This is a genomic window from Paenibacillus apiarius (genome assembly GCF_017052585.1).
Taxonomy (GTDB): domain Bacteria; phylum Bacillota; class Bacilli; order Paenibacillales; family Paenibacillaceae; genus Paenibacillus_B; species Paenibacillus_B apiarius.
Genome location: NZ_JAFFHZ010000001.1, coordinates 2,985,487 through 3,010,477, shown reverse-complemented (window position 1 = coordinate 3,010,477; position 24,991 = coordinate 2,985,487). Strand labels below are relative to the sequence as shown.

The window sequence follows — 24,991 nt, the reverse complement described above, 5'->3', positions numbered from 1 at the left end:
GGCCGTGTAAGCCTATTTTAATGTCTAAGGAGGAATAATGATGAAAAAGTTTGTGTTTGCCCTTATCCTGTTCGTGCTGGTGTTGCCTTCCCCAATCAGCGCCCTCGGCCAAGACGACATCCTGGACCGGATCCTGGAATTGTATCCGAATGTCACGAAAGAGCAGCTTGCATCCGATATTGAATACGCTTCCAACGTCACAAAGCAATCCAGCGATGCCATCGCCCGTCAAATGTACGAAGAGCTGCGCTTGAAGATGCCGGAGCCGCAAATGTCTGTCCGCTCCGCCGACAAAGGTTCGGGCATATATCCGCTCGCTTCCAGCAGCAAAGGCGACGTCTTCTTCGAAACTGCCGCCACCATCGGCATTCCACACGGCCACGTCGGCATCTACTATACCCCCGACTACATCGTTGAGTCCGTACCCAGCACCGGTGTCCGCAAAGTCAAGCTGATCGACAAACGCGTCGATCCAGGCTCCAAAATCATTACGCTCAAGAAAGAATACGCCAGCACGACTGCCAGATCGCAAGCCGCCGATTGGGCGAACAGCCGCCTGGGCGACAGCTATTCGTATAATTTCGCCGCGAACCGGTTGACTTCGTGCTCGGGAGACAAGAACTGCTCCAAGCTCGTCTGGTGCGCCTACAAAGAAAAGGCCAACATCGACATTGATATGGACGGCGGGCTTGGCGTCTATCCGCTCGATATCCGGGATTCCTCTATGTTCATTACTTTAAAAAGCTACTAATCCTGCCGTCTCAGGATGAAATTCAAAATGCGAACATCGTTGCCGTATGCCGTAAAAAGGTCATGTCTACTCCTCCTCAAGCTCGGCATCATGCACCTTCTGCTCTCATGCAGCGCCACTTCTCCCACCAACCAAGACCCATCCGACATCCGGCTCGATGAGGCCGTGGCCCTTGTCTATTATTCCACTTCCTTATCGAAGGAGTATTACAACAAGGGAAGCTCGTACCTGCTATATATCGGCAAGGCGGGAACCGTTCGCAGTGTTAAGGGGGAAGGCCTGGAGTGGAGCGCTCCCGTCAAGCTTCCCGCCGCCAACAGCCTTGTCGTGCAGCGGAAGAACGAAGTGCACGTTCAGAATAACTCGCTTCAAGCAGCAACTCATGCTTCTCCCTGCACCGTCAGCGCCGGATATCGGCAGACCGCGGGCTATCTGGCCGGAGGCAAGCAATATTATGCCCTGTTCAACAAAGGGATCGGTCCGGATTCCGCCTACGTCTCCACCTTCCGCTGGGGGGACGAAAACCTTCATCACTGCGAGGATATCGGGGAATTCGTCGAAGCGCAGGGCAGCGACGAGCATGCCGTGTACACCTTGACTTCCAACCACGAAACTCTTCAAGGCTTGAACTTGGTCGTGTTGAAGCCGGAGAACGGCCGGCTGATTCAATCCAAATATCCCGTGCGGGACATGTACACCGGCTCGCTGATTGTGCAGAGCGACATGATCTCTTACCAAGATAAGCTGTACGTCGTCTACTCCACCCGTGCCGATGATAACCGCATCGAGCTTCAAGTCATGGAAATCGACAAACATACCCGCAAAACGAACACATACCCGCTGCATACGTACGGCAACGAGCCTGACAATACCTTCTTCTCGCTCAGCGCGAACAGCATCGGCATCCAACAGAATACGTTGTATTACGTGGACGGGTACGGGACGATCTTCCCTTTCTCGCTTCCGACCAACACGGCGGGAACCCCGTATTCCCTATACCGCTTCGAGCGGAAAACCTACTTGAACGATGAGATGGGCTATGTGCGGGGACCGTATTTCTACCTGTACCGTTTCGACGAAGGCAATCGTGCGCACCAAGTGGAAAAATATCGCCTAGCAGACGGTACGCTTGTCTCGGAACTGCTCATTCCGAAGGTGAAGGATGTCATCTCGCCTGAAGTTTACCTGTACGATTTTCAAATGTTGGGTGATCTGTAAGCGGAAAGGCTGCCTCGGGGTCTAAGACCTTGGGGCAGCTTTTTTTGCGGAGCCGCAGCTTCATGATATTAGCTTAATTTACCGATAGATCAACAGGCACTAATTTATGTTTAATAGACATACGCCCCCGTAATTGTGCCATTCGTCAGCCTTTCACCTGCAATACCCAACCGAGAAAATAAAGGAGGAGATCACCCGAAACATACGCTAAGGGGTACACCTAGGATGCATACTAATCACAGCAGGAGTTGACAAACATGCCAACACGAAAAGGATGGAACATTCGCTTTGCCAACATGTCGCTGCAAATCAAGCTGCCGATGCTCATCGGCGCTTTAGCCGTAATTATGTTAGTTGGAACCAGCTCTCTATTATTTTGGTTCAGTTCCGATTTGCTCTTGAAGGAAAGCAAGAACAGCATGCAGCTCAATGCCGATCGCATTGGAGAAGGCCTATGGTCAGCAGTGCGGCTCGAAGAGCAATCGATTTATCTGGGCTCGATTCATCGCACGTTTGTCGATTTGCTGCAGCTGCGCGCGAAGAATGAGTTGCCTGAGGCTGATTTTTTCTCGAATAACAATCCTCTCTTTGTAAAAGCCAATGAGCTGTTGGCAAAAAGCAGCCAGGGCAGCCATGGAGTCGAGGCGTTTCAAATTATCGATGCCAACGGCCTCGTCATTGCAAGCTCGAATAAAGACGCCATTCAGCAAAGCCGTACAGACCGCGAATATTTCACAGCGGCCATGGGCGGGAAAGCATTCATAAGCGATGCGATTATTTCCAAGAGCACGGGCAATCAGGTCGTTGTATTCGCTCAACCCATTCAAGCAGAGGATGGCGGTGTGAAGGGCGTCTATATTGCCACCGTCAGCACCTCATTTTTTGTGAACCAGTTGCAACAGGCAGGCGAAGCCGACCAAGGAAGGATCTTTATTACGAGCCGGAACGGAACGGTCATTTACCATTATGCAGATAAGAAAATGGAGGGGCAAAAAGTAGAAGCCGCCAAATTTGCCGGAGTGCTGGGCAGCGCGCCAACAGAGGAAATATTGCGCGGCGATATCGACGATCCAGACAACTATATTCGCTACACGAAGATTCCCGGTGCCGATTGGGTTGTAGTCGTGCAAGACAGCTACGAAAACATCAAGCGTCCGCTCAATAAATTGCTGCTGAACATTAGCATTATTACCGTGGTGGCATTGCTGCTTTTCTTGGGAGCAGGTCTGTTGATCTCCCGCTCGATTACCAATCCGATTATCAGATTGACCGGGCTGTTCAAGAGATTGGCTGCAGGTGACCTGACGGTTGTGGCCGCCGGAAAATATGAGAGTGAATTCAAAGACCTGGCGGACAGCTTTACGGTGATGGTCGAACAGAACAAACACCTTATTGCCAACATGAACAACTCGATACGGCACTTGAATACCAGCACGAACGAACTGGATTCCGCTTCCAAGCAAACCACGCAATCCATCCACGAGACGTCCCTCACAACGATGGAAATTGCAAAAGCGATGGAATCGCAAGCCCAAGATACGGAGCATATCGTCAACAAGTTCAACGGGCTTGGCGAGAAGATCGTTTACATAAACGGGACGTCCATGTCTGTGAAGGAAAGATCCGAACAGATTATCGAAGTGTTCCATGCCGGGAATCAAGTGGTCGAGAACCTTATCCAGATCAACGACAAAAATGAAGCAGAGGTGGGCAAAATCTCTGCCATGACGCAGAAGCTCGAAGCAAGCTCCAAACAGATCGGCATGATTACGGAAGCCATCGCGAAGATTGCGAGCCAAACGAATTTGCTGGCGTTGAACGCTTCGATCGAAGCCGCGCGCGCCGGAGAGCACGGCAAGGGGTTCGCCGTGGTCGCTACAGAAATTCGCAAGCTGGCGGAACTGAGCGCTAAGCAATCCAACGACATTAATGCCATCATCGAGCAGAACTTGCATCTGGTCGATGAAACCAACCATAGTGTGCAGGAGCTGCAAGAAGTCTCCGCCAAGCAGGATGATTATGTCGGCCAGACGCAGCAATCCTTCCAAGTTATTTTGGAGAACGTCATGGATATCACGGAGCAAATCAACGGCTTGGCGCAAGAAATGGCCGATATGGAGCAGGATAAGAACGATGTCATGGAGTTCGCTCAGAGCTTATCGGCTTCGGGCGAAGAGGTGTCGGCTTCCGTGCAGGAAGTGACAGCGACCATTCAGGTGCAATCGGCCATGGTCCAGCAGCTTTCTGACATGATCGAGAAAATTGACAATCTGACCAAAGAGCTGAGCGAAGCAGCTTCGAAATTCAAAACCGAATGATAACGGGATACTCCTTGATAGGATTCGTGAATTATAGAGCATCCGCTACACCAAGGTATAATTTTTAGTTTCCAATCACTCTCCCCTTCGGTCAGTAACCACGATGCCAGCATTGTCCAGATGCGCTCTATGGTATGGTCGAACGGTTGATGAAATAGCGAAGGGGAGCGTCTTCAACTGCAAATATACATTTGAAAATTCCCTTTTTGCGTCTTTCGTCACGCTGGACTGAAAAAGCCAGACTGTTGAAAAAAGCCGTGTTTTTCGGTGCACTAACGCATTAGTATGATACAATATCAGTAATTAATTTGGATGAGAGGCGTGTGGTGATCTTGTTGAATAGCAAGCAGTCCGAAAACAAAGCTCATAATGAAATGGAACTTATTTGCATGGATTTATTGGTACCTCAAGATCATCTGCTACGCCTTATCGATAAATATGTGGATTTCTCTTTTATCAGGGAAAAAGTTCGGCCTTACTATAGCGAAACCAAGGGACGACCGGCCTTAGACCCCGTTGTATTATTTAAAATGATGCTCATCGGATATTTGTACGGCATACGCTCTGAACGTCAATTGGAGCAAGAAATCATTCCGAATGCTGCTTATCGCTGGTTCCTTGGCCTGCGTTTCTCCGATCGCGTCCCCGATCACTCGACGATCAGTTGGAACCGGAATAATCGGTTTAAAGATACGAATCTCTTTCAAGAGATTTTTGATGAAATGGTACATCTGGCGATCAACCATAAGATGGTGGATGGTCGTCTCTTGGTGACCGATTCGACTCATATTCGAGCCAACGCTAACAATAATCGCTACACGATGCAGGTTCTCGAAGAGACCCCTCATGACTATCTAAAAGAATTAGAGAAGGCCATCAACGAGGATCGAGAGAGCCACGGAAAAAAGCCCCTTCCTCCCCGGAAGCCTTCCGGGGAGGAAAAACCACGTAAAGTAAGTCAAACCGATCCCGAGTGCGGACTGATGAAACGAAGCGGTAAACCGGAGGCATTCTGTTATCTCGACCATCGCACCGTCGACCATAAATATAACATTATCACCGATGTCCATGTGACACCTGGCCATGTTAATGACGCTGCCGTCTACGTGGAACGCCTCAAGCGACAAATCCAAACCTTTGCATTTCAATCGACGCTGGAAGCCGTCGCGCTGGATTCGGGGTACATGACGCCTTACATATGCGATCAGACGCTAAAGCTAGAGATCGCTGCGGCTATCGCGGAACGCAATGCTCCAACGCCCCCTGACATTTTTCCGAAGAAACAGTTTATCTACCATGCGGAAGAAAATGGCTACCTGTGTCCTGCAGGAAAAATGCTAATGTATACGACTACCAATCGACAAGGGTATCGGGAATACACGTCAAATGCCCAGGAGTGTGCAAACTGCCCCCTGCTCAATCAGTGTACGAAATCGGCCAACCACCAACGTAAGATCGAACGACATATATGGGAAGAGAGTAAAGAGAAGGTCGCTCAGTACCGGAAAACCCATTCCGGAGAGGCGGCCTATAAGTTGCGTCCTCAAACGATAGAACGAAGCTTTGCAGATGCAAAAGAGCTTCATGGATATCGTCGCTGCAAGTTCCGCGGGAGAGCTAAAACGCAGGAACAAGCTTTCATGACCGCAATAGCCCAGAATGTAAAAAAGATTGCCAGGTACCTGGCCCAAAAGGTCGGAGGTGGGCAGAAGCAAAAGACTCCACCTGTTGTTTTAACCAAATTAAGGAACTTATCGAAACCTTTAGCTCTAAATTCTGCCGCTTAAACCGATTTTTCAACAGTCTGAAAAGCGCAGTTCATTTTCGCGAAATCGCACGAATACGGGTAGCCGCCTCATTTTGAACTGCACATTTGCATTTCAAACGCCATAAAGGGCGGCATTTCGCAAAAACAACTGCACAAATGCAGTTGCTATGGTCCATTCCACCCTTGTCCAAATCAAAAAGCACGGTTTCGAATCAGTTGCACGTTCTTAAGGTCGACTGAATTGAACGAGTTGAGGGAGGAATGCCCTTTCTGAACGAGAGGGAGAGTAGAGAGAAGTACTTGGCAGCTCTAATTCTACAAAAATGAACAAGGGACCGTGCTGCTAGCACGGCTCCGCATAATAACCGCGATAAAAACGGTCGGCTGCAAAGTCGAGCCGAGATAGACCGCTCCCTTACTGGATAGGCGGTCTATTTCCATTTATTTTCGGAATTGAGCACAACTCTAACTCGTTTTTCTTATTCACAAAGAAATATTCCACTAGACACATTATCACCCTAGTTCTCCTTACGCAGAATCTCAGGAAACCTGCATCCCTCTGCTTTTGCTCGTTAAGGAATGTCACTTTTTCTTTTTCTTGATTGAAAAAACTACCTCACAAATGCATAAAACAATTCCTAATAAAAAAAAGAAGGGAACAAAAAAATTGTCGAAGAAAGCTGGGTATGAAACAGTTAAATCCCTCCCCCCCTCATATCCAATCCACATCATATAAGTTGAAAAAAACGCCGAAACCCTCTCCCAAGTGTAGAAAAAACCGCTAAAAGCAAATGAAATAATACCTAGCCTAAGAATCACCTAAAATCACCTCCCGACTTCCGGCAAGCATACCGCAAGCCGTTTTTCGATGGGATCTAATACAACATGGGTTAATTCTAAAAAGGGGCTTCCAGTGAGTTTAATACTAACGATTCGTTCACTAGAAATGCCCTTTTTCTTTCTTCAATATGGTTATTATATTAAGTACTTCCTATACTGGCAATCCTATCATTATCTTAAGCCCGTTTTCATATAAAATCAATTAAAGGGATATTTTTCTTATAAAATCTACTTTTGTTTGATATATTGACAAGGAAATACAATATTATAAATAAGAGGTATAATCATGAAGAAAAGAAGAATAATAACATCTCTATGCTTCGCCGTCTTACTTACTGTTTCATCCGCTTCTTTGGCACTAGCTCAGTCTACTATATCTCAATCTAACGTTTTAAATGCTTATGGAAAGAAATTTACAATATCCCATAAAGCAGACGGGAAACTCACTCAAAAAGAACTTCAAGCAATTGCGAAGCAAGCTACATCTGAGGAAATTAGAATTGAAAATGTTTACCATGCTCCTACTGAAAAAAGAGAAACTTTCACCCCATCTGCTTGGTATGATGTTTCAGTCGACTGGAATGGAATGTTGTAAAAAATGTCACCCAAAGAGAAACTCCTTTACAAGCTAGACAAATCACCTCCGTTGCAGCAGGTTCAACTAAAAAAGTCACTGATACTTTTAAACTCAGCTCAAACTTTAAAGTTTCTGGTTCTGCATCTGCAAAAGGCCTCTCTGCTGCCGTAGAAAGCTCTTTAACAAGTGATATTACTCGAACTATTGATACAGTTTATGAAGGTCCAAAAATAGGATCTGGTTATGTTTCAATAATTTATTGGATTACTCCGTTTGTTAATAGAGGTACATGGAAGCAGAAGGTACAGGATGGCCTTCTGGTGATAGTTATGGACCATACGATGGAAGCTTTGAAGATGCCAATAAGTTTGTTGAATGGTCCCAACCAATAAAATAATCAAAAGAACAAAACGGCCTCCTTCACGATCGTAGCAGGGGGCCGTTCACGTTTTGCCTTTGAACCTAATTATCCCTTGCCAATGATGAAAGGGAGCGGAACAAATCAATGGTACTGCGTAGGAAATGGTGCCGATATGGAGCAAGATAGTCCTGAGCTTGATTAGCGTTAATGGCCTGCCGTGAGTAAGATACCATGCAGAACCATATGGGTTTGGAAGTGAACTGCCTCCAATTTTCAATCTCATCGTATATTTTTCAAGCAAGAAGGAAATACGTCCCCATTTGCCCTACTTAATCCACAAGTTTTCACTGGGAGTGTTTAAACAAAGTTCTTGACTGACCCCAAAAAGAGACCACATTGGCGGCTTACGCCTCTGTGGTCTCTCCATCTTCTTTTCATTGAAATAACTTAATTAAAACCTAGATTACTCTACAATTTTTTCAATAGTAGGTGAAATCGCAATTGGTGGAAGTGACTTAGTCATCGCTTTGAAATAGACATTCAATCTTTCTCCCACTCCATATGTTCCATTTTCTGGAATAGGGACAACTAATATTTTGCCTTGATCGACCAGCTCTCTCCAATCTCCTTGCACTGCTTCTTCTTTTGTGGGAGTATCTGCAACAGTCATATACTTGTCGCCGATTAACATGATATAACCTGTGAAGGGTGATTGTTCCTGTTTCTCAACAGATGAGATAGAAGTGCTCTTCGATGAAGATTCGTCTGCATGCGCATAAGCCGGTGTGAATCCTACTGTAAATCCTAAACCTAAAGTAAGAATGGTTGCTGCAGCTACTACTTTCTTTTTTGTGATCATAGTGATGAACCTCCTTGTAATTTTTGGTTACATTTCCTTATTTCTATTCTACAAGCAATAAGTCCTTTATTTTTCCATATACTTCATAAATTTGTCACAAAATAATAAAAAGAGCACTTAGGAATAAGCTCCTAAGCACTCTTAAACAGATGGGTGTCAACGCCGAAAAGGATAACCCCTTCCCAAAAGGAAAGGGACTGGCTATTTATTCAACCCATTGAGAAACATCTCGGTATAGATGGACGCAATCTCGGTATCGCTCACTGGGCCATCCGGTTTGAACCATGTATAACACCAATTGCAAGCGCCAAGAACACCGAACGTCATCATATCTGCCGGCAAATCATTGCGGAACTCTCCGCTCTCCATTCCCTGCTCGATAATCAATTGAAAGTTGAACCGGAACTGGTCCCGCTTTCCCTTCATTTCGCTCAGGTCGCCGCCTGTAATATGAAGCAGCTCACGGAAAAAGATTCGTGCGCTTCCTCCCCGGACTCCAATTTGTTGAATCAACATGCAGATGACATCAGACAGCTTCTCTCTCCATGATTTGTCCGGCTGCTCGATAATGCGGCGCTGCTGCTCAAGGATATGGTCAATGTACTGCAGATGAATTTGCGTCAGCAGTTGTTCTTTGCTGGTGAAGTAATAGTAGAAGGTTCCTTTTGTCACGCCCAGCGTATCGACAATGTCTTGAATCGACGTTTCACTGAATCCTTTCTTTTCAAAAAGCGCGATGCTGTGCTTGATGATTCTATCTTTCATGGACGGCTCCAAGCGTGATTCTCCTCCTCATGTCGAATGAACTGTTTCTATGTTATCTTGAAGAATGGAGACATGTAAAGGTAACAAATGGAACTGAGAAGCCTCACTTGCCAGCAACGTCCTCTTTACATGGAATTAGCGCCTTCTTTTTTCGCTTTATCCCACGCTTCATCCTGCAATTTGCGCCATAAAATTTTGCCGCTGCCGGTTATCGGAAGCGAAGCAACGAACTCAACGATGCGGGGATATTTGTAGGCTGCCATATGCTGCTGCGCCCAGCTTATAATATCGCCCGCTTCCACCGTACCGCGCTTGTCTTCATACAGGACGACGAAGGCTTTGATTTCCTCTCCCTTTCGCTCATCCGGCACGCCGATGACACAAGCCTCTTGAATGGCCGGGTGCTTGTAAAGAATCGATTCCACCTCCGTTGGCCATACCTTGAAGCCGGAAGCGTTAATCATGCGCTTTACGCGATCGACGATGAAGAAATATCCTTCTTCGTCATACCGCCCGATATCCCCGGTACGGATAAACGGTTTGCCGTCCACTTCAATGAAAGCGCTCTTCGTGTCCTCCGGATTATTCCAATACCCTTGAAATAATTGCGGGCCGTTGATAATAATTTCCCCTACTTCATGAGGTCCTTTCTCCTCAAGCGTCACAGGATCAATGATGCGGGAGTCCACGTCAAAAGCAGGGATGCCGAGACATTGCAGCTTCGGCCTGTCGATCGGATTGCAGTGCGTTTGCGCCATTGTTTCCGACAGGCCGTATCCTTCCACAAACCGAATGCCGGTTGCTTGGTGCAGCTTCTCGCCGACGGCTTCCGGCAGCCCCGCTCCACCTCCGTTAATGACCGTAAGCGAGCTGATGTCGTACTGATGCAAGCGTGGATTGGCAAGAAAATCAATGATCATCGTGCTGATTCCAGTCCAATGCGTACAACCATAGCGTTCAATCAGCAGCGCTGCCGTATTGCGTTCCCACCGCGTCATAATTACCATGGTGGCACCGATATAAATAGGCACATGCATGCTGTGAATCATTCCGCTGACATGGAATAATGGAAGCGTCGCCAACCCCTTCGATTCAGGCGTCAGCGCGCCCCAGAATGCGGTTGATATCACATTGGCCTGCACCGACTTGTGCGTATGCATGCAGCCCTTCGGTTTGCCTGTCGTGCCGGAAGTGTAAGGCAGAACCGCCAGATCACGCGCCTCCGTATCCGGGAAAGGCCGCGGTTCGATTGCGGCCTCCATAGCTTCTGTCCATGGGATGACTTGCGAGGATACCGCTTCAAGCTGCGGGGCCTTGACGATGTCCGGCACTTCTGCGCCAACGTTCTTGCAGTAATCGGAATAAGTGGCGAGAATAATGCGTTCCAGACAGCTGGACGCAAGCAGCGATTCGATACGCGGATACAGCTCCTGACTGACCAGGCCGACTCTCACGCTGCCGTCTTCGATAAAAAAGGAGAGCTCTTCCGCCAGATTCATCGGATTGATCGGCACGACGATGCCGCCAGACCGCAAAATCGCGTAATAGGAGATAATGAATTGAGGGCTATTCTGCATATACAACAGCACACGATCGCCTTTTTGAACACCCAGATGGAGCAAATAAGCGGCCATGCGGTTTACCTCTTCCAGTAAAGTTCGATAGGAGAAAAAATTATCATAATAAATGATGGCTGTCTTATCTGGGTAGCGTCGGGCGGTAACTTCCAAATTGTCGCTCAGCGTCGTGTCCGGAACCGAAAGTGTAGCAGGCATGCGCGCAGGCCAATACGCAAAATAGGAACGTATCACCAAAAATTCGCCTCCTCATTCATACGAATCTCGAAATCTCTGGAACTGCCAACAGATAGAGCCGTTCTGCTAGCGGCCTTTAAATGACGGTTGCCGCTTTTCTGTAAACGCCTGCACCCCTTCCCGGTGGTCTTCGGTCGTAACCATCATCGCCTGTGCAGTCCGCTCCCGCTCAAGAATATGAGCCAAGCTGGACGTTAATGACTGATCGGCAATTTTTTTGATCATTCCGTATGCCTTGCTAGGCCCCTTTGCCAAGCGAGAGGCGTACTGCATGGCGCCTGCCTCCAATTCTTCAAGCGGATACAGCCGATTGACGATGCCGATGCGGTGCGCATATTCCGCCTCAATCGGCTCTGCGCTGAATAACAGCTCTTTGGCCCGGTGTATTCCGATCAAATGCGGCAAGAAGAAGAGTCCTCCGCCATCGGAAATCAGTCCCACTTGAGCAAAGCTCATCGTAAATTTGCTGCCATTCGCCGCCAAAATCAAATCGCACGCCAATGCCAAGTTAAAACCCGCACCAGCCGCAAATCCATGCACAACCGCAATGACAGGCTTCTCAATTTCCTTGATGAATTGGATTAACTTATTAAGCATTCCGATATGATCGTATACGGTCTCGGGGGTCGCATCGCCCATCGTCTTCACGTCTCCGCCCGCACTGAAGGAACGTCCCGCACCCGAAATGCAGATGACCCGAATGTCCGCGTCCGCTCTCGCCTCTTCCAACGCCTCGATTAATCCCAGAATCATCGGCGGACTGAACGCATTCAGCGCCTCCGGACGGTTTAATTTCAGTGACAGGACATGCCCATCCTTATGTGCCAGCAAATGTTCGTTACCCATATTCGTTCAAACCTCCTTCGTTTTCATTTTTTTCGCAAGCAAACCTCGTATCTCAGAAGAGCCGTTAGGAATATGCATTCATCGTTTGCATCCTGCCCATCTATGTTGGACAACGCGTTTGCCTACCGTTCCCGCCGTTCAGTCTGCCGCAAAGCATGCGCAACCAGCGCTTGCACGGTTTCATTGAAGCGGGCAAACCGCCCATCCTTCGTCTGCCCCTTTTTCCAACGGTAATAAATTTGCTGACAGATAACGGCCAGCTTGAAATAGGCAAACGTCAAATAGTAATGAACGTCGGACACATCACGTCCGCTTCGTGCCGCATAAGCTTCCAGAAATTCGTCCCGCGACATAAATCCCGGCTGAATCGTCAACGGAAGATGCCCCAATCCGCGCAGCAGCTCCGGCGGATCGTCTTGCTCGAACCAATAACTGAGCGCAGCGCCGACATCGGCCATCGGATCGCCAACCGTCGCCATCTCCCAGTCGAACACGCCGGTCATTTCGCTCATATTGCTGCCGGAAAACATCACATTGTTCAGCTTGTAATCATAGTGAATGACGGTCGGAGACTGCGAAGCCGGCAGCGAGTCGATCAGCCACTTTTTAAGCTGCTCCGCTTCCGGAATCTCCTCTGTCTTGGCGCGCTCATACCGTTCCACCCAGCCATGGACTTGCCGCCGCATAAAACCGTCCGGTTGGCTAATCGCTGTCAGGTTCGTCTCTTGGTAAGGCACCTCGTGCAGCTGCACGAGTGTTGCCACCATCGCCTCGGAAATTTTTCTCCCCAACTCGGGCGTATATTTCACATGCGGCGGAAAGCTTTGATCCAAAATGACTCCGTGCCGCCTCTCCATAACGAAGAACGGACTGCCGATAACCGAGATGTCCTCGCAGTATAAATACGGACGGGGAGCGAGCGAAAAAAATGGATGCAGCCGGTCGAGGATGGTGTATTCGCGCTCCATGTCGTGCGCTTTGGGCGCAACTGGGCCGAAAGGAGGACGACGCACAACCGCCTGCCACTCTCCCATGCAAATTTGATAGGTTAGGTTGGAATGACCCGCCCCGAACTGTTCGACTGCCATCGAACCGCCAGGCGGAATGTCCAGATGCTCCCGCAAATACGTCTCAAGCGCAGCGAAATTCAGTTCTTCGCCCTTGCGAACGGGAATCGTGTCCTTCGGTAATGCTTCTTGCTTGGACATCGTTCATGCAAGCCCCCTTATCGTATGATTGCTTATCAACCATGGCCGAAGAAATGGTGCCGTTGTTCTAATACGAAGCTACATTGCCGACATGCCTCCATCAACCGTCAGCACTGCGCCAGTCATGTAATTGGAAGCGTCTGATGCCAGAAATACGGCGCTGCCTTTAAGATCGCTGTCAGAGCCGAGACGCCCCAGCGGAGTGAGGCTGAGTATCTGTTCGCCTCCCTGATGAAGGATCTCCCGGGTCATCTTGGTCGGGAAGAAACCGGGCGCAATCGCATTGATGTTAATATTATGCTTGCCCCACTTGACCGCCAAATCTCTCGTAAACGCGATGACAGCTCCCTTGCTCGCGCTGTAGCCGACAGCGTCCAGCCACTTCGGATCGGTTCCGCTCAGCCCAGCTATGGAAGCAATGTTGATAATCTTGCCGCCGTTCTGTTCGATCATGACCCGGCCAACCGCCTGCGACATTAAGAACGTGCCGGTCACGTTAATGTCCATGACTTTGTTCCAGGCTTCCAGCGGCATATCGACCGCGGGCGCACCCCATGAGGCGCCGCTATTATTAACGAGAATGTCGATGCGCCCGAACGTTGCTGCCGTCTGTTCCACAACTCTCCGCACATCTTCAGGATTCCTGACGTCGCAAGCCATAGCCGCGCATGACACGCCCGTGTCCTGTTGAATCCGCGTTACGGTCTCCTCGCAAGTCTCCACATTCCGCGAGCACAGGACAAGATTGGCCCCTGCTTCGGCCAGCCCTTGGGCAATCTGTGCCCCGAGTCCGCGGCCGCCGCCAGTAACAATCGCGGTTCTGCCCGTCAAATCAAATAATTGTGTGGCGTTCATCCTCCGTCCCCCCTCTCAGCTACGACGCTGATATACAGATTCATTTAGACCGTAACCGCTTTCAAGTCCTCGTATTTTCTCAGCTCAAGCTTGGCGATAGCGGCTTTGTGCACTTCGTCCGGGCCGTCCGCCAGACGCAGCGTTCTCGCATTGGCCCAATGCGCAGCGAGCGGGAAGTCTTCGCTGACACCGGCGGCGCCCAGCGCCTGAATGGCCCGATCCAGCACCTGCAACGCCATATTGGGCGCTACCACTTTAATCATGGCAATCTCCGCCTTCGCTGCCTTATTCCCCACAGTGTCCATCATATAAGCCGCTTTCAGCGTCAGCAGGCGCGCTTGCTCGATATCGATGCGCGAAGCGGCAATCCAATCTTGAATTACGCCCTGCTTGGCAAGCGGCTTGCCGAATGCCATGCGCTGCCGAACACGCTTGCACAGCTGCTCGAGCGCCCGCTCGGCCGCACCTATGAGACGCATGCAATGATGGATGCGTCCCGGTCCCAATCGTCCTTGCGCAATGGCAAATCCCTTGCCTGCTTCCCACAGGATCGAATCGGCAGGCACATGCACTTGGTCATACTCAATCTCCGCATGACCGTGCGGCGCATGATCATATCCGAACACTTGAAGCATGCGGTCAACCCGGACACCGGGCGCATCCATGGGCACCAGAATCATCGACTGCTGCTCGTAGAGCGGCGCGCTCGGATCGGTCTTCCCCATCACGATCGCGACCTTGCAGCGTGGATCGCCCGCACCCGAAGACCACCATTTGCGTCCGGTCACGACGTACTCATTGCCGTTACGCTCAATGGTCGCTTCGATATTCGTCGCATCCGATGACGCGACATCCGGTTCCGTCATGGAGAAGCATGAACGGATTTCCCCTTCCAGCAAAGGAACGAGCCATTTATCCTTCTGCTCCCGAGTGCCGTACCGAACGAGGACCTCCATATTTCCCGTATCCGGTGCCGAACAGTTGAATACTTCGGGCGCGATAAGCGAACTACCCATAATTTCGCACAGCGGCGCGTATTCTAGATTGGTAAGGCCCGCACCGTATTCGCTGTCCGGCAAGAACAAGTTCCAGAGTCCGGCTTGCTTGGCCTGCTGCTTCATCTGCTCCATAATTGGCGGAACCGTCCACCTGCTGCCGGCCTGATGCAACTGCTCTTCGTACGTCTTTTCATTCGGATATACCACTTCATTCATGAATTCCAGCAACGATGTCTGCAAGGACTGCACCTTCTTGGAGTAATCAAAGTTCATTGAAATTTCCTCCCTTCGACCAACATACCGACCGGATAGTATGTTGACGTTATAATCACTATAGATTAGTTTTCCAAAATATTCAAGAGATTCCTTTCTCCAAATCGCGCACCGTTTCTCTGTCACGTGACGCTCTTCCCGTCTGGAAATGTATCATGGGTTAACTGCTGGGAATATGCGATGCGTACGTATACGAGGGGATTTATTTCGATAAACTGAACAGATTTAACGAGTCTTGTACTTTTTTACTATTTTATGTATTTTCCATTTAATAACTGTATAAATGGTATATATTCCTGTAGCATTCGCAGTGTTGTTAACAAAATTATTCAAATGTAGGTAAATTAATGAAAATGAGATTCTTGAAACAATCACTTACTGCACTTCTCTTATTGTCACTAGCCTTACCAGGAACTGCATTGGCTAATCCAGCTGAAACACAGGTAGCTAAAGATTTAACTGTAAACTATACTCCAGTAATTCGGTATGAAAAAGGACTGCCTGAGTCTACTGACGAAATACCAATCAATTCATTTGCTTCGGCTGCGAACTCTCAGTTTCAAAATCTTGCTGTTGGAAAAAGTACAGCTGAAAACGGTGTTGGTGCCGTCCTTGGTACTGGAACAACAAAAGGAAGGGTGATCACAACTGTTACTTCAGCAACAGCATCTCTCTGGTATATCATGGTGTTCCAACAACCTGAATTAGTTGACACTGGTTCGAAAGGCTGGTCTTTGGCATACGGTACAGCTTTTTCTCATGTTAGTAAGTTCCAAGCTTCTCCCGGAAGATACGAAACTATCTCCTACCACACTGCAACACATGACGGTGTTCTATTTGAAGAGAAAACCCTAGCAAGTGTTCAGTATAGTGGAGGACCTTATTAATAAATCTCTAATCCGATTAATAAATATCATGGATGGCATACTGCCATCCATATTAAATTTACATCATGGAGCATATTATGAAACTCTCTAGAAAAGATCGAAAAATAAAAATAGCCTGCCTAGGCTTGATAGTAATACTCTCTTTAACTATATATTTTATATATCAGAGTAAAGATACTTCATTGAACACGAAACAATTCAATGGGAAAATTGTATCTGAATCAGAAAAAATAGTTTTAAAAGACCAACACCCGCTATTATCTAAATCAGAAAAGGTGGTTAGTCACTCAACAATGTATTCATATGCCCATAAATTCCAAATAGATAAAGAGTTGGAAAGGAAAATCAAATTACCTGGCGATGATTCTTATTCGTATTACATAAATTCTAATCAGAGCAATATCATTAAGGGCGAGTTTATTGTTGATACGAAATTGAATGGTGGAACTATAAAGTTAATATTCCTTCAAGGCAATAAAACTGCTCTAATTAAGTCACCTGAAGATAGTCAATGGTATTCTACAGTAACCATTAATTACAAAGAAAAATCTGCAACCATAATACCATTAGAAATAATGTGGGATATTCAAAGCAATGAAGAACTAACAGTAATCCCTATTCATTCTGAAAAACATTATGACGGATCTTATTTAGCTGTCTCAAGATACGCAATCCTAAATTCCAACGAATTTGATAAAATAAATGCTGCTGCAGTCCATGATAATTTAGATATAAATCAGGAACTTCTTAATGACCCTAGTATATCTGTTTTTCCTTTTCCCAAACTGTACGATAATAAAAGGAACGAACTGACAATAAGGAACAAAAGTACTAACTTTATTGCAACGAATCCCCCTCAAAGAATGATACTTGATGCTATTTCTTTTAGCACAAAAATCGATATAATATTTATCGATCAAGATGGAAAAATAGAAAGGGTTATAGAAAATATAGACGTAATTAAAGGGTACAAAACGGAAATTGATTTCGAAGAATCTCTCTTGGAGGAAATAAATGCGCCTGACAAAGAGTTTTACGTTTTAATTACGAATAACAGAAATCGAGAGATGATAGCTGATATGAATAGAATTAATGAACTGAATCAACCTTATCCAACTACATTTAGTTTAATTATTCAATTCTACAAATCAGTCAAATAGTTAAGATTCCAAATATCACTTAAGGCCTTCACTTAAAAGTGAAGGCCTCAGCTTGTCGAGAAAGAGTTCTCGACAGATGAAATGATTAGTTGAGCAGCATATGCATTGTTACGTGTTAGTTATTCCATCAGCTTGAACGTTATAATTGCTGTAAGTTTTGTTTTGGGTCTTAAGTCTTGAGCGAAATAGAAGCAAACATGGAGAATGACAAACAAAGAGACAAAGAGTTAGGCTATGATATGCTCGCTCCCCTTAAAGTAGACAGGTGAAATAATAAAAACCTTCTACTATAAGGGGAGCTTTGTCATGAGAAGAGAATGGAGTGTGCAAGAGAATGGAGTGTGCAAGAGAAACTGGCGGTGTTACAGGAAATTGAAAATGGTGAAATGGGATTAGAGACCGCCGCCAAAAAGCACGGTATCGGAACAACTACATTGATTGAATGGCGAGATCGTTATGAACTATACGGATATGAAGGGTTGGAACATCAGACCCACAACAGAAGTTATTCTGCAGAGCTCAAGCTTCAAGCGGTCAAAAATTATCTATTCGGGGAATTATCACAAAGTCAAATTATCCGTAAGTCTCGAACCCAACTCCGTAATTGGATTAAGAAGTATAATAGTCATAGCAGCTTAAAAACCTATGTAAGGGGAGCGAAAGCTATGGCTAAGGGGCGGTCTACAACCTGGCAAGAACGAGTGGATATTGTCCTTTATTGTCTTGCCCATGACCACGAGTACCAGAAGACAGCAAACCAATATCAAGTCTCTTACCAGCAAGTATACCAGTGGGTAAAGAAGTATGAAGCTGGTGGCGAGGATGCTTTGCGAGATGGACGAGTACGAAAGAAGGCATCAAAGGAGCTATCCGAAGTAGAGCGCCAAAAGCTGCCCATGAAGAAGTTGGAATATGAGATTGTTCTTAATCTCGATCCGGTCGATCGGATACGGTTTGCCTTCCGGATTCTGAAGCAGGTCTCCTGCCTTCAAAAGCCTTGCCTCTACCCAACCTTGGCCGGGTACCCAGAATGGATGCTCTTCCGTACCAAAGGTATTCCCCTCTCCTTGGTTTCCAGATGGAGGAGTTAAATAATAGATACTGAGGAGGAGTGTAAATTGGATTTTAAGTTCTCACTTCTAGATGATGACAGTGAACTAGTAATTGGATATTGTAACGATATAGCAGGACTAGATGGTTCAGGTTATATAAATGAGAGTTCAAAGCATCGAATTTTATTAAAACAATTTATTTTTTGTAATGAGTTTAAAGATTATATTGTACGAAGAAAAGAGTCTTTTTGCAGACTGGTATATATATGCATGGTTTATAAAAATAAGGATATTCTCGCAAATTGCTCTTTTGCAATCGAAGACAATATATACTATCACAAGGTGGGCTTTCCTAGCTCGCCATATGATCTTAGTTTGATTGGTTCATTAGAAAGTATTGTGTCAAATGAAGAACTTGAAATCTGGGAGTTGTGGCGAAACTCCCCTCCATCTAAAATTAACGAATGGGCAAAACTTAATGAAAATGGGAGGAGAGCCTGGTTAAAAGTTGTAACCAAGTATAACCCAAATAAGGTATTTATAGATAACAAAGAAACAAAAGAGGAGACATTTTATTTAGATGGTGCACATATTAGTGACTATGCTTCATTTTTTTGTGCTTTAGGAGAATCCATTAATGGTCCAGGGGGCTATTTGGGTTTTGATTTTAATTCCTTAATTGATTGTTTACATGGAGGTTATGGGGCAGTATCGCCATTTACTCTAATATGGACAAATTACAAAGTAGCAGAACATTGTTTGGATGTTCAGGCTTGGGAAAAAGAAATCAAATATAGAAGCAATGAATATTCGGGAGATGAGCCTTTTTTTGAAGAACGAGGGAACAGGCCGTTATTTCAAGCCCTTGTTGAAAACTTAAAAAATGAAGGGATTAATATTATATTTGAAAAATAATATGTGAAATCGACTTTTTGCTTGCTCCTAGTTTCATGCAGGATACTAACAATGAATCTATTCTTTCAACCTTGATTGGCTTCAAACCTCTCAAGGTTTCTTTTTCAAGAGATATGAATACACGCGCTAATAATTTCTCTTTTTCAATGTAAGAACCGTAGGAATGATCCCACGGCTCTTATCGTGTAACAGGGAGCAGGCTCAGCCCAAGCTCTTATTTCCCCATTATCTGCTTCAATATCCGATCTGCCACCACGGCCACCTCAGCTCGCGTAATCGGCTTCGCTCGGCGCGAATCCATTCCCCAGACCATTCATAATGCCAGTAGACTGCGGTTGGGTCAAAGTCAGTAAACCATATATAGGCATGCTCGTTTCCCCATGCGTTTCCAGAGTTTCAATTCCTATAGGCACGTTACAAACTCGGCAAGGACGACAACAAAAGGGCGATATAGTTGAACACAACGGCGAATCGTCGCTCGGCTCAAAATAAAAAATAAGTAGAAAATTGATCTAATTTGTCGAATATGTGGAATCTATGATATCCTTAAAGGGTGAACGGATCGAGGAGTAGACATTTCGAGATGTTTCCGATTTCAAAACAACGTAGAGAAAGAAAAAATCCACATTATCAAAGGATAGCTACAATGGATGATGGAGGCACGATACAGAATGAAAGAGGCGCATCACATGTTTAATGAGATCGAAAAAGAAGCAGTTTATAATGTCATTCATAAAAGAAGAGACATTCGGAATTTTCTTCCGAATCCTGTACCTAAAGAGATTATCGACCGAATTTTACAAGCGGCACACCATGCACCCTCTGTAGGATTTATGCAGCCATGGAATTTCATTATAGTGGATTCTATGGAAGTCAAAGAGAGATTAGCTTGGGCGACAGAAAAAGAAAGACGAGCTTTGGCGATTCATTACGAAGAAGAGCGCGCTACCCAATTTTTAAGTTTAAAAATTGAAGGAATTAAAGAGGCGCCCTTAACGATCTGTGTCACCTGTGATCCAACAAGCGGGGGCTCGCATGTACTAGGACGAAATTCGATTCCGGAGACGGATATTCTTTCTACAGCATGTGCAATCCAAAATATGTGGTTAGCGGCGTGTGTAGAAGGTTTAGCCATGGGATGGGTAAGTTTTTACAAAAAAAATGATGTTCGAGATATTTTGCAAATACCTCCGCACATTGACCCTGTTGCTTTAATTTCCATTGGATATACGGACGACTACCCCTCTGCTCCCATTTTAGAACAAGTTAAGTGGGAAAAACGAAAATCTCTTGAAAATCTAATATTTCATAATAAATGGGGAGAACAATAAGCGAATGGATTGTAACAAGCTACAGTTATTTGGCTTGTTACTTGTCATCGGCTTTGGTCTGGGCCGCTCGATTCATTCGTCACTGGGTGGGGGTAAAGGATTGCCGCTCTCAAGGTCTTAAATTTATTGAAAAACAACATGAAACAAGAACACTTTTTACTGTCCGTTAAAGAGAGCAGGTAGTACTCGAATGATTTCTCCCTCATACGCATCCTTACTTATAAACCGCGTAGCTGTACGTCTCCGTCAGTTTGCCTTTCGGATCCTGAATCCCAATAATGCTCCCCAGATGATCACAGGAATAGCCCCCGCCGCGCGGGAGCGTCTGTTCCTGCAATCACAGAAAATAATTCGTTATCGACTGATCGCTGGCCAATATCCCTTCGCTGTCCAGCTTTTTCTTCAAATACTGCTTATCCGATGAAATGAAAACGCTCATAATGAGATCAACGACAAACAGAAACGTGATATGGTTGGACATAAAGGCGCTGTTATTGACCGAGATTTTATCCGGCGCAATAATATCGACCACCGCATTTTCGGTAATCGGCGATGAGTCGTAGCAGGTGACCGCCACGGTCTTGGCCTGATTGACCTGCGCGATGGAGACGGCATCGATAATCTCCCGCGTCGAACCCGAACGCGAGAAGGCGATGACGACATCCTCGGGACCGCATTGGGAGGCGGCGATCTTCATTTCCCTGCTGTCGTTGATGGCATCGGCATGAACGCCGATAATCGCGAGCCGGTTCTTCAAGGCCATGGCCGCGAGGAACGAATCGAACAAGCCGATGAGGACGATTCTGCGCGCTCCCTTCAGCAGTTCGACCACTTGATGAAGCTGATCTTCCGTAATGAGCGCCGAGGTGTTGACGATCAGCTCGTTATAGTCGAGAGCCAGCGCATCAATGACGTTAATCTCGCGTCTCTCTTTCTTTTTGGCCTGCATATCCCGGTAAAACGCATCCTGGGCGAACGCGATTTTAAAATCGTTGAAGCCTTTGAAGCCCACCTTTTTGCAAAAACGGTTGATGCTTGTCTCGGATACGCCGATTTCATTCGCAATGGCCGTAATGGTGTTACGGGTGATGAATTCCGGATTGTGTATAACAAAATTGGCGATTTGATTTTCGCCGTATGTTAATTTTTGCGTTTGCGATACAATTTTTGCGATGACCGCCGGAACCTGTGAAGACATGGTACCTCCTCCTGACTGCCAATGGGAAAAATGCGAATCCGGTAACCTCGCTAGCACACCCCATTATATCATATCAAGGGAGGTAATGAGAAAATCAGGCCAGCATCATTTTCCAATTTTCCGCCCTCCGGCGGAGCTCGCCTGCATCCATCGCCCCCGTCTGAACAAGAAACGCGTAGTCGAGCGCATTCGGCAAACAGGGCAGGTCCAGCATCGTCTTGCAGAACGCATGCGCCGCGATTTCACTGCATTTCACAATGCTTGATCTCTTCGTATACCAGCTTCCAAGCTTGAAAACCTCAATCGGCTCCAGCGTCTCATTCGTGAATTGCCCCGCTCGGTACTCTGTATAATGAAAAAACTCATGTGCCAAATGAATGTCAATGAGCCGATCAAGCTCCTGTCCTTGCTCCTCGCATCCATTCCCCATCACCGACCGGTAAGCCTGCCGCATATCGCGGAGCGACGACGCATAGATGATAATCGCCGGCGGATTCTTGGCGAAATCAATCTGCGCGCGGAAGCTGACGTTGTGGAATGTGCCGGACTGGTTCGTCACTTCATACTGCAAGCCTTCCATCTGGCACAGCTCCCGAATGGACTTGCCCTTGCCCTTGTATGCAGCCGCCGTCTCTCTGCCCCGCTCCAGCGACATGCTCACATAGTACGCAATTCGGTCCTTCGGTATTTTGTGGAAAAGGGGGTCCTGCTCCAGCTCCGCGCACGCCAGCAATTCATCGGACCCTTCCCCTTCCGTCAAGCGACGGATGACCTCGTCCGGCATACCTTCCCCTCCTTACTGATAGGCAATGACGATCAATTCTTCTTCCTCTTTCAGCATTTCCGTCTCGATCTCGAGAATCGACATCAGCTGCTCCTTCGTCTGCATCCCGGTCAAATCGAGCATCTTCTCCCGATAAAAGACGAATACCTTCGGTATCGTCGCGTTCGCGTCGGAGTAGATCGTATTGTCGTCCAAAAAATCTTGCAGCCGGTTTCCGAACTCGGCTTTGGCCACCTTCGCAAAATGAACATTCCCCTTCTTGAACCGGACCACGCCTTCCCGATCCAACACGCTCACATAGTTCGTCTTCTTCTTGATCAGGCCGAAGAACGTTTTCTTCGTCTCCTCGCAGACAAACAGGCTCCAGCGGCCGCACTGGGATGCCAGCTTCATGCTGTCCGCTGGCTGATCGACCGAGCTGGCGGCGATGGCGGCCATCTCCTCGACAGACAGCGCTTGCTGGCCCAGATCTTTGGAGCGAAGCTCTGTCGAGCCGGTAGCGACTGCCCGCAAAATGTTTTTCTGGCTGTCGATCTCGATCGTCACCTCGACCGTATCCTCACTGGCGCCGGATTGGACGATGCGCTCGACGATGTCGGACCGAATGCGCTTGATGTCCTCTTCCGTCGGGTTCACGACGGTTCTCTCCAACTGCTCCTTCACCATCGCCAGGGCGACGCCGATGGTCGATACGTAAGGCGCGTTATTCGCGATCTGGAAGCGGAACCGCTCCCGTTCCCCCATCGCCGGGACGAGCACGGCGCCGCTGCCTCCGCCGCCGATCAGCGTCACGAACGAGCGATCCAGTTCATAGTCCTCGATCATCTCATTGACGGTCTTCATCGTCTTGTCGATCGCGATATTCATAACCTGTCTGGCGGCCTCCTCGACGCTCAGGCCGACATGAGCGGCAAGGGCTTCCCATGCCCGCACGGCCGCTTCCTTGTTCCCCCGCGCGTAATCGCCTTCCGGAATATAGCCGAGAATGTTGGCCGCACCGGCCAGCGTGTAGGAGAATTCCTTGCCGGTCTCGCTCTCGAAAATGATATATTCGGCCGGATCCCCTTCCCGCGGGCTGACGAACTTGACCTTCGGATTGACGATTTCCTCCGTCGGGGCGAACGCCTCGTATTCCTTGCCCGCAATATGGGCGCTTCGCGGACCGACATCGATGATTTTCCCGTTCGCCACCTTAATCATGCTTCCGCCGGCAATGCCAAGCGTCCGGACATCCAAGGACTGCAAATAGGTCCGGTGGCCGCCGACCTGGGCATTCTTGATCATGACCTTCCCGTTCTTGATGACGGAAATATCAACGCTCGTGCCGCCGACCTCGAAAAAGATGCCGTCCGACACCTTCTCATACATCAGCACGCCGGCAACACCGGCGGCTAGACCCGACAGCATCGTCAAAATCGGACGCTTGCGCACCTCGTCGATGCTCATGACGCCGCCGTCGCAGCGCATAATCATGAGCGGGGATTGAATATTCGCGTTTTTGACGGATTTCTCCGTCATGTTCGCCGTTTCCATCATTTTCGGAATGAGGGACGCATTTACGACCGCCGTTCTTGTCCGTGTCTTGAGTCCATATAACTGGGAAATTTCATGCCCGCCTGTTGCGTACATGCCTTTGCGGTTCGCTATCTCGACGACACGGAGCTCATTAGCCGGATCGTCAACGCTGTATGCCTCGGAAGCGACGATCACTTCCGCCCCCTGCCGCGCAAGCTTGTCAATCGCCGCTTCGATATCCTCATCCCGCAAATTTTTGGAATCGAGGTACGTATGGTACGTCTTCAAATATTTGCCCGGCGCCAGTTCAATGTCCCCGGGATTCGACTCCGATCGCGTGCTCATGCCGTCAAGGCCGGAACCCATGCCGATAATGCCAACTCTGGCCACGTCCCCTTCCAGCAAGGCGTTCGTCGCTTGCGTCGTCCCGTGGGCGATAAAGGTCACATCGTCCGGAGCAATGCCCTCGCTCTCCAAAATCCGCTTCAATATTTGCACAATTCCTTTCGCCACACCGTCTTCGTCATGATGTGTCGTCGGAATTTTCATCTTCCCGATAACCTCATACGTCTCATTGTCAATGACGGCCGCATCCGTGAAGGTGCCTCCGACATCAATCCCAACCCTTACTTTTCTTCTCTCCATCGTTCTCCTCCTGCGGCAACGGGCGGACACCCGCAAGTCTCCGCCCTGATTCT

Annotated in this window: 19 protein-coding genes and 1 pseudogene; 10 read left to right on the top strand and 10 right to left on the bottom strand. The window is 47.6% G+C overall.

The window, feature by feature from the left end; genetic code table 11:
* The first annotated feature begins 37 nt into the window (after window positions 1-37).
* The 5 genes and pseudogenes from JSQ80_RS13730 to JSQ80_RS13710 all read left to right on the top strand — a co-directional run bounded on the left by JSQ80_RS13730 (window position 38) and on the right by JSQ80_RS13710 (window position 7,490).
* Window positions 38-751 (top strand): YiiX/YebB-like N1pC/P60 family cysteine hydrolase, encoded by a 714-nt coding sequence (locus JSQ80_RS13730; RefSeq protein WP_240463658.1) that lies wholly within the window; start codon window positions 38-40, stop codon window positions 749-751.
* Window positions 752-778: 27 nt separating this feature from the next.
* The gene (locus JSQ80_RS13725) at window positions 779-1,969 is read left to right on the top strand and encodes a hypothetical protein (protein ID WP_240463657.1); all 1,191 of its coding nucleotides are present in this window, start codon (window positions 779-781) and stop codon (window positions 1,967-1,969) included.
* Between the two features lie 257 nt (window positions 1,970-2,226).
* The gene (locus tag JSQ80_RS13720; protein WP_206095665.1) at window positions 2,227-4,287 is read left to right on the top strand and encodes a methyl-accepting chemotaxis protein; all 2,061 of its coding nucleotides are present in this window, start codon (window positions 2,227-2,229) and stop codon (window positions 4,285-4,287) included.
* A 332-nt stretch (window positions 4,288-4,619) separates the two neighbouring features.
* Window positions 4,620-5,981, top strand: a pseudogene (locus tag JSQ80_RS13715) (IS1182 family transposase); the annotation flags it as partial.
* Window positions 5,982-7,181: 1,200 nt separating this feature from the next.
* Entirely contained in the window at window positions 7,182-7,490 is a 309-nt protein-coding gene (locus tag JSQ80_RS13710) for a hypothetical protein (protein WP_206095664.1), read from the top strand.
* A gap of 806 nt (window positions 7,491-8,296) precedes the next feature.
* Here JSQ80_RS13710 and JSQ80_RS13705 read toward each other — a convergent pair.
* The 7 genes from JSQ80_RS13705 to JSQ80_RS13675 form a co-directional block, all read right to left on the bottom strand.
* Window positions 8,297-8,692, bottom strand: coding sequence for a DUF3221 domain-containing protein (locus JSQ80_RS13705; protein WP_206095663.1), 396 nt, complete (start codon window positions 8,690-8,692; stop codon window positions 8,297-8,299).
* A gap of 201 nt (window positions 8,693-8,893) precedes the next feature.
* Window positions 8,894-9,457: a TetR/AcrR family transcriptional regulator gene (locus JSQ80_RS13700; protein WP_206097597.1), complete on the bottom strand. Its 564-nt coding sequence runs from the start codon at window positions 9,455-9,457 to the stop codon at window positions 8,894-8,896.
* A 125-nt stretch (window positions 9,458-9,582) separates the two neighbouring features.
* Window positions 9,583-11,268: a long-chain-fatty-acid--CoA ligase gene (locus tag JSQ80_RS13695; RefSeq protein ID WP_206097596.1), complete on the bottom strand. Its 1,686-nt coding sequence runs from the start codon at window positions 11,266-11,268 to the stop codon at window positions 9,583-9,585.
* A 69-nt stretch (window positions 11,269-11,337) separates the two neighbouring features.
* Window positions 11,338-12,117, bottom strand: coding sequence for an enoyl-CoA hydratase/isomerase family protein (locus tag JSQ80_RS13690; RefSeq protein ID WP_087431633.1), 780 nt, complete (start codon window positions 12,115-12,117; stop codon window positions 11,338-11,340).
* Window positions 12,118-12,239: 122 nt separating this feature from the next.
* Window positions 12,240-13,325 carry a phosphotransferase family protein gene (locus JSQ80_RS13685; RefSeq protein WP_206095662.1) on the bottom strand — a complete coding sequence of 362 codons (1,086 nt, stop codon included), beginning with the start codon at window positions 13,323-13,325 and terminating at the stop codon, window positions 12,240-12,242.
* A gap of 78 nt (window positions 13,326-13,403) precedes the next feature.
* Window positions 13,404-14,180, bottom strand: a complete 777-nt coding sequence (locus JSQ80_RS13680) for an SDR family oxidoreductase (protein WP_206095661.1) — start codon at window positions 14,178-14,180, stop codon at window positions 13,404-13,406.
* A 44-nt stretch (window positions 14,181-14,224) separates the two neighbouring features.
* Complete coding sequence (locus tag JSQ80_RS13675) at window positions 14,225-15,451, bottom strand: acyl-CoA dehydrogenase family protein (protein WP_206095660.1); 1,227 nt, start codon at window positions 15,449-15,451, stop codon at window positions 14,225-14,227.
* A gap of 362 nt (window positions 15,452-15,813) precedes the next feature.
* Between JSQ80_RS13675 and JSQ80_RS13670 the strand changes: the two genes are divergently transcribed.
* From JSQ80_RS13670 to bluB, 5 genes are all read left to right on the top strand, one after another.
* Window positions 15,814-16,338: a hypothetical protein gene (locus JSQ80_RS13670; protein WP_206095659.1), complete on the top strand. Its 525-nt coding sequence runs from the start codon at window positions 15,814-15,816 to the stop codon at window positions 16,336-16,338.
* Window positions 16,339-16,415: 77 nt separating this feature from the next.
* Window positions 16,416-17,498 (top strand): hypothetical protein, encoded by a 1,083-nt coding sequence (locus JSQ80_RS13665; RefSeq protein WP_206095658.1) that lies wholly within the window; start codon window positions 16,416-16,418, stop codon window positions 17,496-17,498.
* Between the two features lie 341 nt (window positions 17,499-17,839).
* On the top strand, window positions 17,840-18,589 hold the full coding sequence (locus tag JSQ80_RS29740) for a helix-turn-helix domain-containing protein (RefSeq protein ID WP_206095657.1): 750 nt from the start codon (window positions 17,840-17,842) through the stop codon (window positions 18,587-18,589).
* A gap of 27 nt (window positions 18,590-18,616) precedes the next feature.
* The gene (locus JSQ80_RS13655; protein ID WP_206095656.1) at window positions 18,617-19,465 is read left to right on the top strand and encodes a barstar family protein; all 849 of its coding nucleotides are present in this window, start codon (window positions 18,617-18,619) and stop codon (window positions 19,463-19,465) included.
* A gap of 689 nt (window positions 19,466-20,154) precedes the next feature.
* The gene (gene bluB, locus JSQ80_RS13650; protein WP_087431828.1) at window positions 20,155-20,796 is read left to right on the top strand and encodes a 5,6-dimethylbenzimidazole synthase; all 642 of its coding nucleotides are present in this window, start codon (window positions 20,155-20,157) and stop codon (window positions 20,794-20,796) included.
* A gap of 337 nt (window positions 20,797-21,133) precedes the next feature.
* Here bluB and JSQ80_RS13645 read toward each other — a convergent pair whose 3' ends face one another.
* The 3 genes from JSQ80_RS13645 to JSQ80_RS13635 all read right to left on the bottom strand — a co-directional run bounded on the left by JSQ80_RS13645 (window position 21,134) and on the right by JSQ80_RS13635 (window position 24,938).
* On the bottom strand, window positions 21,134-21,994 hold the full coding sequence (locus JSQ80_RS13645; protein ID WP_006676852.1) for a MurR/RpiR family transcriptional regulator: 861 nt from the start codon (window positions 21,992-21,994) through the stop codon (window positions 21,134-21,136).
* Window positions 21,995-22,088: 94 nt separating this feature from the next.
* A complete protein-coding gene (locus JSQ80_RS13640; protein WP_206095655.1) occupies window positions 22,089-22,778 on the bottom strand; it encodes a hypothetical protein in 690 nt (229 codons plus the stop codon).
* Window positions 22,779-22,790: 12 nt separating this feature from the next.
* Entirely contained in the window at window positions 22,791-24,938 is a 2,148-nt protein-coding gene (locus JSQ80_RS13635; protein WP_206095654.1) for a hydantoinase/oxoprolinase family protein, read from the bottom strand.
* Window positions 24,939-24,991: the final 53 nt, after the last annotated feature.

Bases quoted from the DNA above. Each gene is read 5' to 3' on its own strand.
- JSQ80_RS13730 (WP_240463658.1), top strand. From the start codon at position 38: ATGATGAAAAAGTTTGTGTTTGCCCTTATCCTGTTCGTGCTGGTGTTG.
- JSQ80_RS13725 (WP_240463657.1), top strand. From the start codon at position 779: ATGCGAACATCGTTGCCGTATGCCGTAAAAAGGTCATGTCTACTCCTC.
- JSQ80_RS13720 (WP_206095665.1), top strand. From the start codon at position 2,227: ATGCCAACACGAAAAGGATGGAACATTCGCTTTGCCAACATGTCGCTG.
- JSQ80_RS13710 (WP_206095664.1), top strand. From the start codon at position 7,182: ATGAAGAAAAGAAGAATAATAACATCTCTATGCTTCGCCGTCTTACTT.
- JSQ80_RS13705 (WP_206095663.1), bottom strand. From the start codon at position 8,692: ATGATCACAAAAAAGAAAGTAGTAGCTGCAGCAACCATTCTTACTTTA.
- JSQ80_RS13700 (WP_206097597.1), bottom strand. From the start codon at position 9,457: ATGAAAGATAGAATCATCAAGCACAGCATCGCGCTTTTTGAAAAGAAA.
- JSQ80_RS13690 (WP_087431633.1), bottom strand. From the start codon at position 12,117: ATGGGTAACGAACATTTGCTGGCACATAAGGATGGGCATGTCCTGTCA.
- JSQ80_RS13685 (WP_206095662.1), bottom strand. From the start codon at position 13,325: ATGTCCAAGCAAGAAGCATTACCGAAGGACACGATTCCCGTTCGCAAG.
- JSQ80_RS13680 (WP_206095661.1), bottom strand. From the start codon at position 14,180: ATGAACGCCACACAATTATTTGATTTGACGGGCAGAACCGCGATTGTT.
- JSQ80_RS13675 (WP_206095660.1), bottom strand. From the start codon at position 15,451: ATGAACTTTGATTACTCCAAGAAGGTGCAGTCCTTGCAGACATCGTTG.
- JSQ80_RS13665 (WP_206095658.1), top strand. From the start codon at position 16,416: ATGAAACTCTCTAGAAAAGATCGAAAAATAAAAATAGCCTGCCTAGGC.
- bluB (WP_087431828.1), top strand. From the start codon at position 20,155: ATGTTTAATGAGATCGAAAAAGAAGCAGTTTATAATGTCATTCATAAA.
- JSQ80_RS13645 (WP_006676852.1), bottom strand. From the start codon at position 21,994: ATGTCTTCACAGGTTCCGGCGGTCATCGCAAAAATTGTATCGCAAACG.
- JSQ80_RS13640 (WP_206095655.1), bottom strand. From the start codon at position 22,778: ATGCCGGACGAGGTCATCCGTCGCTTGACGGAAGGGGAAGGGTCCGAT.
- JSQ80_RS13635 (WP_206095654.1), bottom strand. From the start codon at position 24,938: ATGGAGAGAAGAAAAGTAAGGGTTGGGATTGATGTCGGAGGCACCTTC.